Annotated in this window: 16 protein-coding genes; 11 read left to right on the top strand and 5 right to left on the bottom strand. The window is 33.3% G+C overall.

What is annotated here, in order from left to right:
* Nucleotides 1-2 precede the first annotated feature (2 nt).
* Together def and ruvX are read right to left on the bottom strand one after the other, a co-directional pair.
* Nucleotides 3-593, bottom strand: a complete 591-nt coding sequence (gene def / locus BMY56_RS09050) for a peptide deformylase (RefSeq protein WP_091622905.1) — start codon at nucleotides 591-593, stop codon at nucleotides 3-5.
* Nucleotides 594-1,004: a Holliday junction resolvase RuvX gene (ruvX, locus tag BMY56_RS09045; RefSeq protein ID WP_091622903.1), complete on the bottom strand. Its 411-nt coding sequence runs from the start codon at nucleotides 1,002-1,004 to the stop codon at nucleotides 594-596. It abuts the gene before it with no gap.
* 100 nt (nucleotides 1,005-1,104) lie between these two features.
* On the opposite strand from ruvX, the gene BMY56_RS09040 reads away from it, so the two are divergent.
* Nucleotides 1,105-1,920, top strand: a complete 816-nt coding sequence (locus tag BMY56_RS09040; protein ID WP_091623268.1) for a 2,3,4,5-tetrahydropyridine-2,6-dicarboxylate N-succinyltransferase — start codon at nucleotides 1,105-1,107, stop codon at nucleotides 1,918-1,920.
* 3 nt (nucleotides 1,921-1,923) lie between these two features.
* Here BMY56_RS09040 and BMY56_RS09035 read toward each other — a convergent pair whose 3' ends face one another.
* The gene (locus tag BMY56_RS09035) at nucleotides 1,924-2,958 is read right to left on the bottom strand and encodes a glycosyltransferase (protein ID WP_091622900.1); all 1,035 of its coding nucleotides are present in this window, start codon (nucleotides 2,956-2,958) and stop codon (nucleotides 1,924-1,926) included.
* A gap of 143 nt (nucleotides 2,959-3,101) precedes the next feature.
* On the opposite strand from BMY56_RS09035, the gene glf reads away from it, so the two are divergent.
* Both glf and BMY56_RS09025 read left to right on the top strand, forming a co-directional pair.
* On the top strand, nucleotides 3,102-4,214 hold the full coding sequence (gene glf, locus BMY56_RS09030; RefSeq protein WP_091622897.1) for a UDP-galactopyranose mutase: 1,113 nt from the start codon (nucleotides 3,102-3,104) through the stop codon (nucleotides 4,212-4,214).
* 160 nt (nucleotides 4,215-4,374) lie between these two features.
* Nucleotides 4,375-5,169: a glycosyltransferase family 2 protein gene (locus BMY56_RS09025; protein WP_091622895.1), complete on the top strand. Its 795-nt coding sequence runs from the start codon at nucleotides 4,375-4,377 to the stop codon at nucleotides 5,167-5,169.
* On the opposite strand, the gene BMY56_RS09020 is transcribed toward BMY56_RS09025, so the two are convergent.
* Nucleotides 5,151-5,969: a glycosyltransferase family 2 protein gene (locus tag BMY56_RS09020; RefSeq protein ID WP_091622892.1), complete on the bottom strand. Its 819-nt coding sequence runs from the start codon at nucleotides 5,967-5,969 to the stop codon at nucleotides 5,151-5,153. The two genes, BMY56_RS09025 and BMY56_RS09020, sit on opposite strands and share 19 nt — an antisense overlap.
* A 99-nt stretch (nucleotides 5,970-6,068) precedes the next feature.
* Between BMY56_RS09020 and BMY56_RS09015 the strand changes: the two genes are divergently transcribed.
* From BMY56_RS09015 to BMY56_RS08990, 6 genes are read left to right on the top strand one after another with little or no spacing between them, the layout of a single operon-like run.
* Nucleotides 6,069-6,899, top strand: coding sequence for a zinc-binding alcohol dehydrogenase (locus tag BMY56_RS09015; RefSeq protein WP_091622889.1), 831 nt, complete (start codon nucleotides 6,069-6,071; stop codon nucleotides 6,897-6,899).
* 18 nt (nucleotides 6,900-6,917) lie between these two features.
* The gene (locus BMY56_RS09010) at nucleotides 6,918-7,478 is read left to right on the top strand and encodes an L-threonylcarbamoyladenylate synthase (RefSeq protein WP_091622886.1); all 561 of its coding nucleotides are present in this window, start codon (nucleotides 6,918-6,920) and stop codon (nucleotides 7,476-7,478) included.
* A gap of 4 nt (nucleotides 7,479-7,482) precedes the next feature.
* Entirely contained in the window at nucleotides 7,483-8,907 is a 1,425-nt protein-coding gene (locus BMY56_RS09005) for a CCA tRNA nucleotidyltransferase (RefSeq protein ID WP_091622884.1), read from the top strand.
* Between the two features lies 1 nt (nucleotide 8,908).
* Nucleotides 8,909-9,943 carry a COX15/CtaA family protein gene (locus BMY56_RS09000; protein ID WP_091622881.1) on the top strand — a complete coding sequence of 345 codons (1,035 nt, stop codon included), beginning with the start codon at nucleotides 8,909-8,911 and terminating at the stop codon, nucleotides 9,941-9,943.
* A 26-nt stretch (nucleotides 9,944-9,969) separates the two neighbouring features.
* The gene (locus tag BMY56_RS08995) at nucleotides 9,970-10,467 is read left to right on the top strand and encodes an IS1096 element passenger TnpR family protein (protein WP_091622879.1); all 498 of its coding nucleotides are present in this window, start codon (nucleotides 9,970-9,972) and stop codon (nucleotides 10,465-10,467) included.
* A 59-nt stretch (nucleotides 10,468-10,526) separates the two neighbouring features.
* The gene (locus BMY56_RS08990) at nucleotides 10,527-11,585 is read left to right on the top strand and encodes a nucleoid-associated protein (RefSeq protein ID WP_091622876.1); all 1,059 of its coding nucleotides are present in this window, start codon (nucleotides 10,527-10,529) and stop codon (nucleotides 11,583-11,585) included.
* A gap of 86 nt (nucleotides 11,586-11,671) precedes the next feature.
* Here the strand turns inward: BMY56_RS08990 and BMY56_RS08985 are convergent, their stop codons facing one another.
* Nucleotides 11,672-12,769 carry a hypothetical protein gene (locus BMY56_RS08985; RefSeq protein WP_091622874.1) on the bottom strand — a complete coding sequence of 366 codons (1,098 nt, stop codon included), beginning with the start codon at nucleotides 12,767-12,769 and terminating at the stop codon, nucleotides 11,672-11,674.
* Between the two features lie 89 nt (nucleotides 12,770-12,858).
* On the opposite strand from BMY56_RS08985, the gene BMY56_RS08980 reads away from it, so the two are divergent.
* Nucleotides 12,859-13,761, top strand: a complete 903-nt coding sequence (locus BMY56_RS08980; RefSeq protein WP_091622871.1) for an ABC transporter ATP-binding protein — start codon at nucleotides 12,859-12,861, stop codon at nucleotides 13,759-13,761.
* A gap of 12 nt (nucleotides 13,762-13,773) precedes the next feature.
* Complete coding sequence (locus tag BMY56_RS08975) at nucleotides 13,774-14,607, top strand: ABC transporter permease (protein WP_091622868.1); 834 nt, start codon at nucleotides 13,774-13,776, stop codon at nucleotides 14,605-14,607.
* Nucleotides 14,608-14,645: the final 38 nt, after the last annotated feature.

Here is a 14,645-nt window from a genome sequence, read left to right as displayed (position 1 = left end):
TTTTAACGTCCTTTTTTCATTGCAGGAAATTTCATACGGTAATCTACACTTATCTTCCCTTTTGATATATTCGTTAATCTACCTTTTAACATTCTCTTTTTTAAGGCTGATAATTTGTCAGTGAACAAAATACCTTCTATATGATCGTACTCGTGTTGAATAACCCTTGCCAATAGTCCATCAAAAGTCTTTGAATGTGTATTGAAATTTTCATCTAAATAGGTGATTTTAATAGTATCCTTTCTATTTACATCTTCACGTACATCTGGTATACTTAAGCAACCTTCGTTAAAAGCCCACTCCTCACCCGTTTCCTCTTCAATATAGGCATTGACAAACACTTGCTTAAAGCCATCCAATTGCTTCTGCTCTTCTGCAGTTAAGTCTTCATCGTCAGAAAATGGTGTGGTATCTACTAAAAATATTCGTATAGGCAAACCAATTTGAGGAGCAGCAAGACCAACCCCGCTAGCATTATACATTGTTTCCCACATATGGGAAATCAAATCATTCAGTTTAGGATAATCTTTATCAATTTCGTCCGCAACTTTCCTTAATACGGGGTCTCCGTATGCAATAATGGGTAAAATCATTTATAATGTCTTTAAAAAATCTTGTAAAATAATGGTTGCACTTATCTCATCGATCAGTGCTTTATTTTTTCTCTGTTTCTTTTTTAAGCCGCTATCTAACATGGTTTGAAATGCCATTTTAGAGGTAAAACGCTCATCATGCCTTTTTATAGGAATCGTTGGGAATTTTTCCGCCAGTTTAACTAAAAATGGTTTTATGTGCACCTCAGACTCTGAGGCCGTATTATCCATTTGTTTTGGTTCGCCTACTACAATGGTGTCAACCTTTTCTGTTTTTATATATGTGGTCAAATAGTCAAATATTTCGCTCTCAGGAATGGTAGTTAAACCGAAAGCAATCATTTGCATCTCATCAGTAACCGCCAAGCCAATTCGTTTTACACCATAGTCAATCGCAAGAATCCTTCCCAAACTTAATTTTTGGCAAAAATAAAGGATAATTTGTTATATGTGCTTTTACAAATGGTGAATTCCTCCGCTTCAACTTATATTTGAGAAAATTTTGATGAAAATGACAGAACTGAGAGCACAAATAGAAAAAGCATGGGAAAATAGAGATCTTTTAAAAGAGTCTGCAACCCAAGATTGCATTAGAGAGGTTATCGACCTTTTAGATGTAGGTAAATTAAGATGCGCCGAGCCAACCTCAAACGGATGGCAGATTAATGAATGGGTAAAGAAAGCCGTAGTGATGTATTTCCCTATTCAAAAAATGGAAACCTTAGAAGCAGGTATTTTTGAATATCACGATAAAATTCCGCTAAAAAGAGGATATGCCGAAAAAGGAATAAGAGTAGTACCTAATGCCGTTGCAAGACATGGTGCATATATTTCAGCTGGCACTATATTAATGCCTAGTTATGTAAATATTGGAGCTTACGTTGATGAAGGCACTATGGTAGACACATGGGCCACAGTCGGTAGTTGTGCCCAAATCGGTAAAAATGTTCACTTAAGTGGAGGTGTAGGTATAGGTGGAGTTCTTGAACCATTACAAGCAGCCCCAGTGATTATTGAAGATGGTGCTTTTATTGGTTCACGTTGTATTGTCGTAGAAGGCGTTAGAATAGAGAAAGAAGCTGTACTAGGAGCAAATGTAGTTTTAACAATGAGTACAAAAATTATAGATGTTACAGGTGAAACACCAGTAGAAAGAAAGGGATTAGTACCTGCACGCTCAGTGGTTATTCCTGGTAGTTACACTAAAAAATTCCCAGCCGGTGAATTTCAAGTGCCCTGTGCCTTAATCATTGGTCAAAGAAAGGAAAGTACTAATAAAAAGACATCATTGAACGATGCCCTCAGAGAATATGATGTAGCGGTTTAAACTTTAAACCATTTCAACTACTTTTTTAATAGCTTGAGTTAGGTAATGACCAGAAGCAACTTTTGCCTTTATCTTTTCAACATTAGAAATCATAATGGCATAATCTTCAGTTTTAAGGTTGGCTAATAGAGCATCCAATTCATCTAAGGAATTTAAGGTTATCCCAATAAGTTCCTTTTCTATGAATTTAGCAATAGCTGCTTTTTTCCAAACTATAACTGGTAATCCGCACAAGAGATATAAAGATGTCTTGTGCGGATTATTATATAAAAGATATTTTCCGAAATCACCAGAACACTCATTTAAAGCATTCCCATTCCATATCAATCCGAAAGAACCTTCTATTTTATCAATAACCTCATCCGGAGAGAATACACCTTGGTAATTTAAAATGGAATCTTCTTGCTCTACATCAGCAACATTGAATCCATTACCATATAATTTTAAAGTATAGTTTGATGGATTTAGCTTATCCATACTATATAAAAATTCACTCTTCTCTTTTCCCAATCCACCCGCAAACACCACATCATAAGGTTTGTTTAGTGAAGCATGTTTTTCACTGGCATGTATATAGTCAAACAATTCTAAACGTACCAATTCTGCAGTACAACCGTTTTCTTGAAACCAATTTTTCATAGATTCATTATGCACAATAATAAAATCAGCTTTATTGAATTTAACCATTTCACCTTTCAGGTCTTTTGACTTACCCATTAAATATTTTACATCATGAATGATGATGATTAGCTTACATTTTTTTATTAAAACAATACTTGTGATATAACCAAAGAACTTACTCAGCGGATATTGCATACAGAATACAGAATTTCTTGGCAATAGAAACAATCCTTTTGTAATTCCAAAAAAGCTGATAATGGCACCTAATGCCGAACTGGGATGATTACTCTGTTTGAACCCTAAATTTTTAAAACCATTCTTTTCTAAAATTGTCTCACAATCCATTTTAGGTTTAGAGGCCGCATTCTTTGAAAATTTATAATTCCTAGATATATAGTACTGATTTTTAGAACTCATTCGAAGGTTTTATTTGCCAAAAAGAAATACAAGTTTAATATTCTTTAGTCACAAAAAATGAATTAGATGTAAACTTTTTTAAATTCTTATGAATAAAAATTAAGTTTCACTAGCCGTATCTTTGAGATATTAATTAGGTAAATATGATTTTAACCAAAAAGTATGATTTTCTTATTGTTGGAGCAGGACTTTACGGAGCTGTTTTTGCCCATGAAGCAAAAAAAAGAGGGAAGACAAGCCTAGTAATAGATAAAAGAGAACATATTGGTGGTAACACTTTTTGCGAAAAAATTGAAGACATCAATGTTCATGCCTATGGAGCTCATATATTTCACACAAATGATAAGAGAATTTGGGATTATGTAAATGACTTTGTTCCATTTAATAGATATACCAATTCACCTGTAGCTAATTATAAAGGCTCATTCTACAACCTGCCTTTTAACATGAATACCTTTCATCAACTATGGGGAGTTAAAACGCCAGCAGAGGCAAAAAGCATTATTGAAGAGCAAAGTAAAAAATATCAAAAAAATAGACCCGAAAATCTAGAGGAACAGGCACTATCATTGGTTGGCGAAGACATTTACTATAAACTTATAAAAGGTTACACAGAAAAGCAATGGGGTCGAAAAGCAACAGAACTACCTGCTTTTATCATTAAAAGATTACCCCTTCGCTATACTTTTGATAATAATTATTTCAATGATAACTATCAAGGAATACCAATAGGTGGTTATAATGAATTAAGTGGCGGCCTTTTAGAAGGAATAGATATACAGTTAGGTGTAAATTATTTTAAGAACAAAGAGTCCTTAGAAAAATTAGCCTCAAAAACGGTATTCACCGGTAAAATTGATGAGTATTATAATTACGAGTATGGTAAACTTGAATATCGCGGATTACGTTTCGACCATGAAATATTAGAGATAGATAATTATCAAGGTAATGCCGTCATCAACTATACTGAAGCTGAAATACCCTATACCAGAATTTTAGAGCATAAACATTTTGAATTCGGCCAACAGAAAAATACGGTTATCACAAAAGAATATCCATTGGAAGCATCAACAAGTCAGGAGCCTTATTATCCAATTAATGACGAAAAGAATAACGCTATGTATTTTAAGTACAAAAAAAAGGCCGAAAACGACAACGTAATTTTTGGAGGAAGGTTAGCAGAGTACAAATATTATGACATGCATCAAGTCATAGGTGCTGCACTTGCGAAGACTAAAAATTTATTTGATATTTAAACGCAACCTTTTGACAAATACAACTCTAATAAGCAAGCAATAACTTGATAAATAGAATTTTAAACTTGTAAGAATTTTACCTCGTTATACAATTTTTTAATACATTTTTTGTTATAACTTTGTTCGCTCCAATTAGAGCCAACCTACCAAATTGGATTATATGGTTACCAATAAAGAAAAACTTACCGCATTAATTATCACATACAATGAAATGGGCTACATTGAAAAATGTTTAGATTCCGTTTCTTTTGCTGATGAAATAATTGTAGTCGATTCTTTCAGTACTGATGGAACTTATGAATTTTTAAAGAGTCACCCAAAAGTAAAGGTTATTCAAAATCCGTTCGAAAATTTTACAGCTCAAAAATCATTTGCTTTAAAACAAGCAACTAATGATTGGGTATTGTTTTTAGATGCTGATGAAATTGTTTCTACTTCTTTACAGATGGAAATTTCAGAAACAGTCTCTAGTGATACTGAGATAGCTGCATTTTGGTTTTATCGCCAATTTATGTTCAAGAATGAAAAGTTGAATTATAGCGGTTGGCAAACAGATAAAAACTATAGACTTTTTAGAAAAAGTAAAGCATCTTTTTCTGATTGCAAAATAGTGCATGAAACTTTAGATGTTGAAGGAACTTCTGGAATCTTAAAAGAAAAACTTATTCACTATTGTTACAAAAATCACGAAGATTACAAAGGTAAAATGTTGAAGTATGGCAGATTAAAAGCTATTGAATCATTTTATAGAGAGAAGAAATATAGTTATGCAATGATGATTGCAAAAACGAGTTGGAAATTCTTTAACCATTACATCTTACGTCTAGGTATTCTTGATGGCAAAAAAGGTTTTATCATTTGTCACTTAAATTCACTCGGCGTTTTGGAACGCTACAGAGAACTTAAAAAACTTGAGCAAAAAAACGAACTTGCTTATTACTTAGTAATGCCATAGTAAGTCCACACGCTTTTCTCCTTTTTAGTCGTATTTCTAATTCCCACATTTTTAGCTATCGATTCTGGTGTCTTATATCCCCTTTTGTGGTCTAAGTGTACACATACGGCACTATAACGAAGTTGTTTAGATTTTAAACCGAAGTTAAAAAGTCGTTCGCCTAATTCTCTATCTTGACCACCATACTGCATTCGTTCATCGAATCCGTTTACATTCTCGATATCTTTTTTCCAACCAGATGAATTATGTCCGTTCCAACTTGCATTGGTAGGTGTAATCCAATTCAGAATTTTAGAAATAAATCCATGAGCAGTAAGTTTGTTGTTCTTGAAAGTTTGCGGAATACCTTTATCTTTCAACCATTGAATATTAAAACAACGTTGTTTTTCAATATCCTCTAGTGTGATCAACTTAGATATATTCATGGGCAACATATAATAACCCCCAGAAATAAAATACCCTTGTTCTTTATTTATGTAATGAACCTGAACGAAATCTTCTCTAGGTATACAATCGCCATCGGTCATTATAATATAATCGGCAGAGCAAGCAGTTACTGCCTTATTTAGAATTTTTGACTTTTGAAAACCATCATCCTCTTGCCACACGTGTACAATAGGATAATGAACCTTTTTAGACATTTCTGCAATCAATTCTTTCGTTGGTTCTTTCGAACCATCGTCAGCTATGACAACTTCAAAATCTTTAAAAATTTGTTGCTCAAAACCCCAGAGTACCTTCTTTAACCATTCTTCGGCATTATATGTACTAACTATGATACTTATTTTAGGAATCTCCATACTGCGTTTCAAATTACCACAAAAATATAAAAGTCTTATCTATCTTTGAACTTGAAAAGACTGTCTACATTAATAAACGACAAATAACAGCATTGTAAAATGAAGTTGAAAGAAATACCTGTATCTATTTACACTTCAATTAAACTTTCATCGCTTTCGGTTAAAAGTATTATTTCTGAAACAAAAGAAGAAATACCTGTTATTGTTTCTTTAACTTCTATTCCAGAAAGGTTACAGACACTACATTTAACTATACTAAGTATTTTAAATCAAGATGTGAGACCAAAGAAAATAATACTTTGGCTACATGAATCTTTAAAAAATAAAATACCAAATAAATTAAGCGTGTTGGAATCTGATTTATTCCAAATTATGTATTCCGATTTAACATGTTCTCACAGAAAATTAATTCATAGCCTTGAGCTTTTTCCAAAAGAGATTATTATTACTTGCGATGATGATATGATGTACCGTTCTAATTGGCTTCGTTTGCTTTATGAAGAACATAAAGTACATCCTAAGGATATTATAGGAAATCAAACAAGGTATATTCGATATACTAAAGAGGGTGAAATACAACCATACAGGAATTGGATTTATGACGATGGGATAACCTATAATAAATCTGCAGTAATCCCAATAGGAGCAGAAGGAGTTTTATATCCTCCTAAAAAGCTCTCGGATACTACAACTAATTCTAAATTATTCTTAGCATTGGCTCCTAAAGCCGATGACCTTTGGTTTAAAGCTATGGCATTGTTAAATGGAACGAATTCCATTTTAGCTAAAAATAGAGCCGAAACACCTATTCCAATTCTAGGGTCTCAAAAATACTCCCTTAAAAAATCGAATATCGGTGGCGACAAAAACAGAACTCAATGGTTAGCATTAACCCAGCATTTTAATATTAAACCAGAAACATTTCTTTAAATAATTTTTAGAAGAACTATGACAGAAGAAATCAATACGTGTATAGAGGTTCTTGAAAATGGCGGACTCATACTCTACCCTACCGATACCGTTTGGGGAATTGGTTGTGATGCCACCAATAAAGAAGCAGTTGAAAAAGTTTTTAAACTAAAGCAACGAGATGACAGCAAAGCATTAATATGTCTTGTTTCCAATGATGCTATGCTTGAAAAGCATGTTGAAAAAGTACCTGAACTTGCTTACGACCTTATTGACTTAGCCACAAAACCAACCACAATAATCTACGACAAACCTCGTGGTGTGGCAGAAAATCTCATTGCATCAGATAACACTTTGGCTATTCGAGTAGCGTCAGATAAATTCTGCCAATACTTAATCGGTAAATTCAAAAAACCTATTGTGTCCACTTCCGCGAATATTTCTGGAACGAATACCCCTAAAAGTTTTCAAAATATAGACAAAGCCATTTTATCAGGTGTAGACTATGTGGTAAATTTGCACCGAGAGAAACAGAATAGCTCCGCATCATCTATTATTAGACTGTCTAATGATAATACTGTGAAGATTATTCGAGAATAAGAACATGCAAGAGAGTTACAATAACGCTTTAAACAACCCTATTTTCAAAATTATTTCAGAAGCCGCAGAAGAACTTTCTGTAGATTGTTATGTAATAGGTGGTTTTGTAAGAGATTATTTTTTAGGCAGAACCATACCAAAAGACATCGATGTTGTTGCCATCGGTAGCGGAATTCAACTTGCTGAAAAAGTGGCCTCTAAATTAGATGGTAAACCTCAAGTATCTGTTTTCAAGAATTTTGGTACTGCCATGATAAAAAGTGAAGGTATAGAACTAGAATTCGTTGGCGCCCGAAAAGAAAGTTATCAGCGTGATAGCAGAAAACCTATTGTAGAAGATGGCACTTTAGAAGACGACCAAAGAAGAAGAGATTTTACTATTAATGCTTTAGCATTGTCGTTAAATAAAGCTAATTACGGGAAGCTTTTAGACCCATTTAATGGTATAGCTGATCTTGAGAGCAAAATTATTAAAACTCCCCTAGAACCTGGTATTACATATTCAGATGACCCTTTGAGGATGATGAGAGCAATTAGATTCGCTACACAATTAGATTTTCAAATTGCTTTGCCCTCTCTACAAGCTATTACCGAACATAAAGACCGTTTAAAAATTGTTTCGAACGAACGTATTCTAGATGAGCTTAATAAAATTATGTTGTGTAAAAAACCCTCATTAGGTTTTTCACTTTTACATAAAACCGGACTTCTAGAGTTAATACTTCCTGAACTCACAGCCTTGCAGGGAATAGAAGAAATTGAAGGTCAAAAACATAAAGATAACTTTTGGCACACTTTAGAGGTTGTTGATAATATTTCTAAAGCTACAGATGACCTTTGGTTACGGTGGGCGGCCTTATTACATGATATTGGTAAGGCACCAACTAAAAGATTTCACAAAAAAATTGGTTGGACATTTCATGGTCATGAATTTGTAGGCTCTAAAATGGTGTACAAACTTTTTAAACGGTTACGCATGCCTTTGAACGAGAAGATGAAATTTGTTCAAAAAATGGTTTTAATGAGTTCAAGACCTATCGTACTTTCTGAAGATTTTGTAACAGACTCTGCAGTTCGTAGGCTTATTTTCGATGCCGGTGACAATGTTGAAGATCTTATGACTTTGTGCGAGGCCGATATTACTACCAAAAATCCTAAGAAACAAAAAAAATACCATCAGAACTTTAAACTGGTTCGTCAAAAAATAGAAGAAGTAGAGGCACGCGACCATGTTCGTAATTTTCAACCACCCATTAGCGGAGAAGAAATTATGGCAACTTTTGCTCTAAAACCTTCGAGAGAAATAGGTATTATTAAAGAAGCTATAAAAGAAGCTATTTTAGAAGGAGAAATACCGAATGAGTATAAAGCTGCACAAGAATTTATGTATCTTAAGGGTGAAGAATTAGGCCTTCATATCAACAAATAGAATGGATATTACATTTAGAAAAATCGCCAAAATATCTTTAGTTTTAGTTTATTTAGTAATTATTGCTGGTGCTGTCGTTCGTATGACGGGTAGTGGCATGGGTTGCCCAGATTGGCCTAAGTGCTTTGGTTACTACATACCCCCAACCGATGAAAGTGTGCTAAAATGGCAGCCAGATAGATTGTTCGAAAAAGGTCAAGTAATTATAAAGGATGAGACTTTACAGATATCTAAAAAAACCTTCACAACCAATAAATCTTTCAATTCTATTAATTGGGAATTATATACTAAACATGACTATGCAATTTTCAACCCTTGGCATACCTGGATAGAATATATCAATAGGCTTTTGGGCGCATTAGCAGGTCTTGCTACAGTATTGCTTGCTATTACCTCTATCAAGTTTTGGAAAAAGAAAAAACGAATACCTATACTATCATGGCTAGTCGTATTCGGCATGGTTTTTCAAGCTTGGTTAGGCGCTACAGTCGTTTATTCAGTTTTAGAACCAGCAAAGATCACAGTGCATATGTTTATGGCTCTGGTTATAGTAGCTATGCTGCTGTATATTATTTATCTAGCCAATGCCGAGAAAAAGCTTATTCATTTTGACAAGCTTACGCTCAACCTCAGTATTCTGGCAATAGGCCTAACGCTCGTCCAAATTGTCATGGGTACACAAGTACGGCAATTTGTAGATGAGCAAATAGATATCTACGGGTATGATGCAAAAAGCAGTTGGCTTAAAGACCCATTATTATTATTTTACATACATAGGTCTTTTTCAATTTTAGTTTTGTTGCTCAATGCTATTTTAGCCTTTAGAATAACTAAATTAAATTTAGGGCACATTAAAATCTATTGGGTTCTCTTCATATTGGTTGTAGAAGTATTGACTGGTATAGCAATGAACTATTTGAATTTTCCCTTTGGTAGTCAACCTTTACACCTTGTATTAGCTTCGATTCTTTTCGGGGTACAATTCTATATAGTTTTAGATGCATTAAAGCCTAGAAAAATTAGCAAAACTTCGTAACTTTGCCCTCCCGCAAAAAATAAGGTATGATTTATAAAATTCGTATAATTCTAGACGCTGAGGAAGATATTTTCAGAGATTTAGAAATTGAGGCGCATAATTCATTAGAGGATTTTCACAATGCCATAACACAAGCGTTTGGATTTTTAGGCAATGAAATGGCTTCTTTTTATACGTGTAATGATGAATGGCAACAAGAAGAAGAGATTGCACTTTTTGATATGAGTGAGTCTGGTTCTGATGTTCGTTTAATGAATGAATCTTTTTTAGAAGATATCATGACTCAAGACAATCCTAAACTAATCTATGTTTATGATTTCATGAATATGTGGACATTTTTTGTTGAACTTGCCGATATCGAGGAAAAAGAAGATGGTCGTTCATATCCTAATGTATTATTCTCATTTGGCGAATTACCTGAAACTCCACCAGAAAAAAACTTCGAAGCTGAAAATAGTGCCTTTGATTTTGACGATACCTTTGAAAACTATGACGATTTAGATTTTGATGAAAATTGGAATTAGTTGGTAGTAATTAAAATTTGAATTCCCTTTTACGAACAATACTATAATAAGAACATTCTATGATCAACTTATATGCCACCCAAATTGAAAGTATTTCTATACATAGAGTGGGCAATAAAAATAAAAATGAAGGTGTTTTTCTTTCAGAAGAACCGTTCAGGCTAAATGATGAAACCACTGGTTTATTAAAGGAATATTTTTTCAAACCATTTAGAGAAAAAGAGGAAAACTACTATAAGCTTGCCAATGAAGTTGATGTTGAGTTCAACGAACTATATAAAATAGTAAGTGAAGTTTTTACAGACAATTCAAAAGCACATTTGAATTCTAAAAAAATCGCTTCATTACTTTTCGAGCAATCAAATCACCCACATATTAAAAGTGGTGAAGTTTATGTTGCTTACTTAACAGGTCTATTATTAGATAATCAGAAAGTTGATGCCATAGGTATCTTTAAAAGCGAATTAAAACACGATTTTATTCAGTTTGAAGAAAAAGATAGCAACCTAGATATTGTTATTCAACAAGGTATTAACATCAATAAATTAGATAAGGGTTGTTTAATTTTCAATGTAGATAAAGAAGAAGGATATAAGGTTTTATCGGTTGACAGCAACAAGTACGACACTAAATATTGGATTGAAAATTTTTTAGGAGTTGACCCGCTTTCAGATGACAACTTCAAGACCAAAAACTATTTGAAATTCTGTCAAAATTTCGCAAAAGATGTTGTTTTACCTGCAGAAGATAAACAACAAGAAGTTTTGTTCATGAACCGTGCAGTGAACCATTTTGCAAAAAACGATTCTTTTGAAGAGTCTACGTTCTTGAATGAAGTAATGGAAAACCCTGAATTAATTCCAGAATTCAAACATTACAAAACAGAAAAAGGTCCAAAATATAGTATTCAGGATGTTTCTAATTTTGATATTGCCAACAAGGCCGTATCTGACGCAAGAAAGAAAATTAAAAACGTTATCAACTTAGATACCAATATACAGATAAAGCTAGATTTTATCAATCCGGAATCTGCAGAAAAATTTGTTGAAAAAGGTTGGGATGAAGATAGACAAATGTACTACTACCTAGTATACTTTAATAAAGAACAGAAGAGCTAATAGCAACTATTTTGATAGATAAAAAAAGAGGATGAATATAATATTCATCCTCTTTTTTTATGCAAACAATTGGTTGACAACAAAAATTATTTGGCTTCGTATTGTATTTTTATATTATTCTCGATAATCTGTTTCATACTAATATTCTCATAATTACGACGTACAAAGTTCAAGGCTAAATCGAGTACTTGACCCATAGTAGTGCAACTTTTAAAATCCATATCCATGGTAAGCACTTCTATTTGCTCTCTAAGCATGGCTATATTTTCAGGCGTAGAAATTTCATCGGTCTTACAAATAGCCCTTAATTTTTTAATTCTATTTCCAGAACTTAAAATACGTTTCGCCACCATGGAGCGTTCTTCTAACTTATATTGATCTACTGAGTCACTCTTTAACTTATTACGAACCAACTCGACCATTTTATAGTTTTCCTTAAAAAATTGTGGCCGATATACTTTCAATTTACCTTCAAAACATTGCTGATCAAAATCTATAGCTCTAATCTTATATACTACATGGTCAAAATCATGAGTCGGCACTATTACATAATTATAGGAACGCATATCTCCTAAAAGGCGAATCATACAACGCTCATTGAACTTTACAAATTCCTTGGCTAATTGTGCTTTCTCAGGTTCAGTACATTTTGGCAGCATATTTTTTATAAACTCATCACCAGGTATCCCAGCAATATGCTCCTCAATCAAGGTATCTTTATACACTAAAAAGTTAAGGTTATAAGGAGACAACATATGCTCCAATTCTAATCCATAAATACGAGATGCATCTGTTTTCTTAACATAGAAATATGTAAAATTGTCATTAAGAATATTACGGATTTTAATTCTAAAAGGCTTAGAATTACCAAACGTACAGAAGTCGACGGCATCTACATTTAAATACTGGTTAATATTATTACTTCCATCAGAATGTAAAATAGAATATACCTTTTTTAAACTATCATCAATTTCCTTTCTATCGAACTCGGAATAATAAGCGCGAACCCACAAGGTATCTTCATCATTTTTATCATACACGACCACTGAACCTGAAAAACGAAGTAAATCATCATAAAATATGGGAATTTCTATCTTTCTACTATAATGTTCTAAATAGTCATCTAAAGCCTCATTTACGGGGTAAGCAGGTTTCTTTTTAGACATTAATCGTTCTTCTGACATGACGTTGAAATAAATTTGATGATGTTAGTTGTAACAAAGTTAGGCTTTCTTCGTCAACTAGGTATATCAATCAATAACACCAACATACTTTGGACCATATTTTAACAGTACAAAATCTTACTAAAAAATTCGGGTACCTCACAGCAGTAAAAGATTTATCATTTACTATTGAGAAAGGCAATGTATATGGCATTCTTGGTCCTAACGGTAGCGGCAAATCAACTACCCTTGGCATCGTTTTAAATGTCGTTAATAAAACCAGTGGTCAATTCTCTTGGTTTAATGGACAGGCCTCAACCCATGAAGCATTGAAAAAGGTCGGTGCCATTATTGAGCGCCCCAACTTTTACCCGTACATGACTGCTTTACAGAATTTAAAATTGGTCTGCAAAATTAAAGACGTTGAGGAAGATAAAATAGAAGAAAAACTAGAGTTAGTTGGGCTGCTAGATAGAAAAGACAGCAAGTTTAGAACATTTTCTTTAGGAATGAAACAACGCTTGGCTATCGCCTCTGCCTTATTAAATGATCCAGAAATATTAATTCTTGATGAGCCTACCAATGGCCTTGACCCTCAAGGCATTCATCAAATACGTGAAATCATTAAGACCATTGCCGCAAAAGGAACAACAATTTTATTGGCCTCACATTTATTGGATGAAGTTGAAAAAGTATGTACACACGTTATCATATTAAGAAAAGGAGAAAAATTATATTCCGGCAGAGTAGATAGTTTAAAAGCAAGCTTTGGATTTTTTGAGCTCAAAACTTCTGATATGGATTCTTTATATTCTTTTCTAAAAGGAAATGAACATTTCGGTGAAATAAAAATAGAAAATGGTTTACTTACAGCCTTTCTACATACTGAATTAGATGCCCAAAAGTTGAATAAACTATTGTTTGAAAACGGTATAGTAGTTTCCCATTTGGTCAAAAGAAAAGAAAGTCTAGAAGAGCAGTTTTTAGAACTAACTAAAAATGCAAAAGCCTAAAACAACCCGACAATGATACGACTACTACACATAGAATTCATAAAACTTTGGAATAATAGAGCAAGTAAAATATTAATTATTTCATACTTCACCCTTCTAACTTCTATTGCTTTGTTTGCCGCCATAAAGTTCGATATTGGTCCTATACAATTTCATTTAGCGGACCAGGGAATATTTAATTTTCCTTACATATGGCACTTTAATACCTTTATTACGGCATTCTTTAAACTTTTCTTGGCAATTGTAATCGTTTCGATGATGTCAAATGAATACAGTAATAAGACCATAAAGCAGAACTTAATTGACGGACTCTCTAAAAAGGAGTTTATACTTTCGAAATTCTTGACCGTAATTTCTTTTTCTTTGATTTCTACCCTTTTTGTTTTTGTCGTATCATTGATTTTGGGGCTGGCATATTCAGATTACAATGAAATTTCAATTATACTAACCGACTTAGAGTTTTTAGTTGCATTTTTCGTCAAACTAACAGGTTTCTTTTCCTTCTGTTTGTTCTTAGGTGTTTTGGTTAAAAGATCAGCTTTCGCTCTTGGCTTTTTAATTCTGTGGCAAGTATTTGAAGGCATCATCAGAGGCGTTATGCGCTGGAAATTATTTGATGGTGAAACTACAGATGCTATAATGGGCTTTTTTCCACTACAAGCAATGTTTAACCTAATCAAAGAACCTTTTACAAGATTGGGAGCCGTACAATCTGTCGTAAACCAAATGGGTGAAGAATTGAGCCTAGACTATGCTATTCATTGGTATGAAATTCTAATTGTATTGATTTGGACAGCAATTTTTATTTATGGTTCATACGCTATCCTAAAGAAACGAGACCTATAGTACGACTAATAGATTGGACTTTAGTCCTATTTAACACG

Origin of the sequence: Maribacter orientalis (assembly GCF_900109345.1) — a bacterium.
In the GTDB taxonomy this organism is placed as follows: Bacteria; Bacteroidota; Bacteroidia; order Flavobacteriales; family Flavobacteriaceae; genus Maribacter; species Maribacter orientalis.
This window is presented reverse-complemented; position numbering and strand designations above follow the sequence as displayed.

Excerpts from the sequence above, each read along its gene's own strand:
- def (WP_091622905.1), bottom strand. The coding sequence starts at position 593 with ATGATTTTACCCATTATTGCATACGGAGACCCCGTATTAAGGAAAGTT.
- BMY56_RS09040 (WP_091623268.1), top strand. The coding sequence starts at position 1,105 with ATGACAGAACTGAGAGCACAAATAGAAAAAGCATGGGAAAATAGAGAT.
- BMY56_RS09035 (WP_091622900.1), bottom strand. The coding sequence starts at position 2,958 with ATGAGTTCTAAAAATCAGTACTATATATCTAGGAATTATAAATTTTCA.
- glf (WP_091622897.1), top strand. The coding sequence starts at position 3,102 with ATGATTTTAACCAAAAAGTATGATTTTCTTATTGTTGGAGCAGGACTT.
- BMY56_RS09025 (WP_091622895.1), top strand. The coding sequence starts at position 4,375 with ATGGTTACCAATAAAGAAAAACTTACCGCATTAATTATCACATACAAT.
- BMY56_RS09020 (WP_091622892.1), bottom strand. The coding sequence starts at position 5,969 with ATGGAGATTCCTAAAATAAGTATCATAGTTAGTACATATAATGCCGAA.
- BMY56_RS09015 (WP_091622889.1), top strand. The coding sequence starts at position 6,069 with ATGAAGTTGAAAGAAATACCTGTATCTATTTACACTTCAATTAAACTT.
- BMY56_RS09010 (WP_091622886.1), top strand. The coding sequence starts at position 6,918 with ATGACAGAAGAAATCAATACGTGTATAGAGGTTCTTGAAAATGGCGGA.
- BMY56_RS09005 (WP_091622884.1), top strand. The coding sequence starts at position 7,483 with ATGCAAGAGAGTTACAATAACGCTTTAAACAACCCTATTTTCAAAATT.
- BMY56_RS09000 (WP_091622881.1), top strand. The coding sequence starts at position 8,909 with ATGGATATTACATTTAGAAAAATCGCCAAAATATCTTTAGTTTTAGTT.
- BMY56_RS08995 (WP_091622879.1), top strand. The coding sequence starts at position 9,970 with ATGATTTATAAAATTCGTATAATTCTAGACGCTGAGGAAGATATTTTC.
- BMY56_RS08990 (WP_091622876.1), top strand. The coding sequence starts at position 10,527 with ATGATCAACTTATATGCCACCCAAATTGAAAGTATTTCTATACATAGA.
- BMY56_RS08985 (WP_091622874.1), bottom strand. The coding sequence starts at position 12,769 with ATGTCAGAAGAACGATTAATGTCTAAAAAGAAACCTGCTTACCCCGTA.
- BMY56_RS08975 (WP_091622868.1), top strand. The coding sequence starts at position 13,774 with ATGATACGACTACTACACATAGAATTCATAAAACTTTGGAATAATAGA.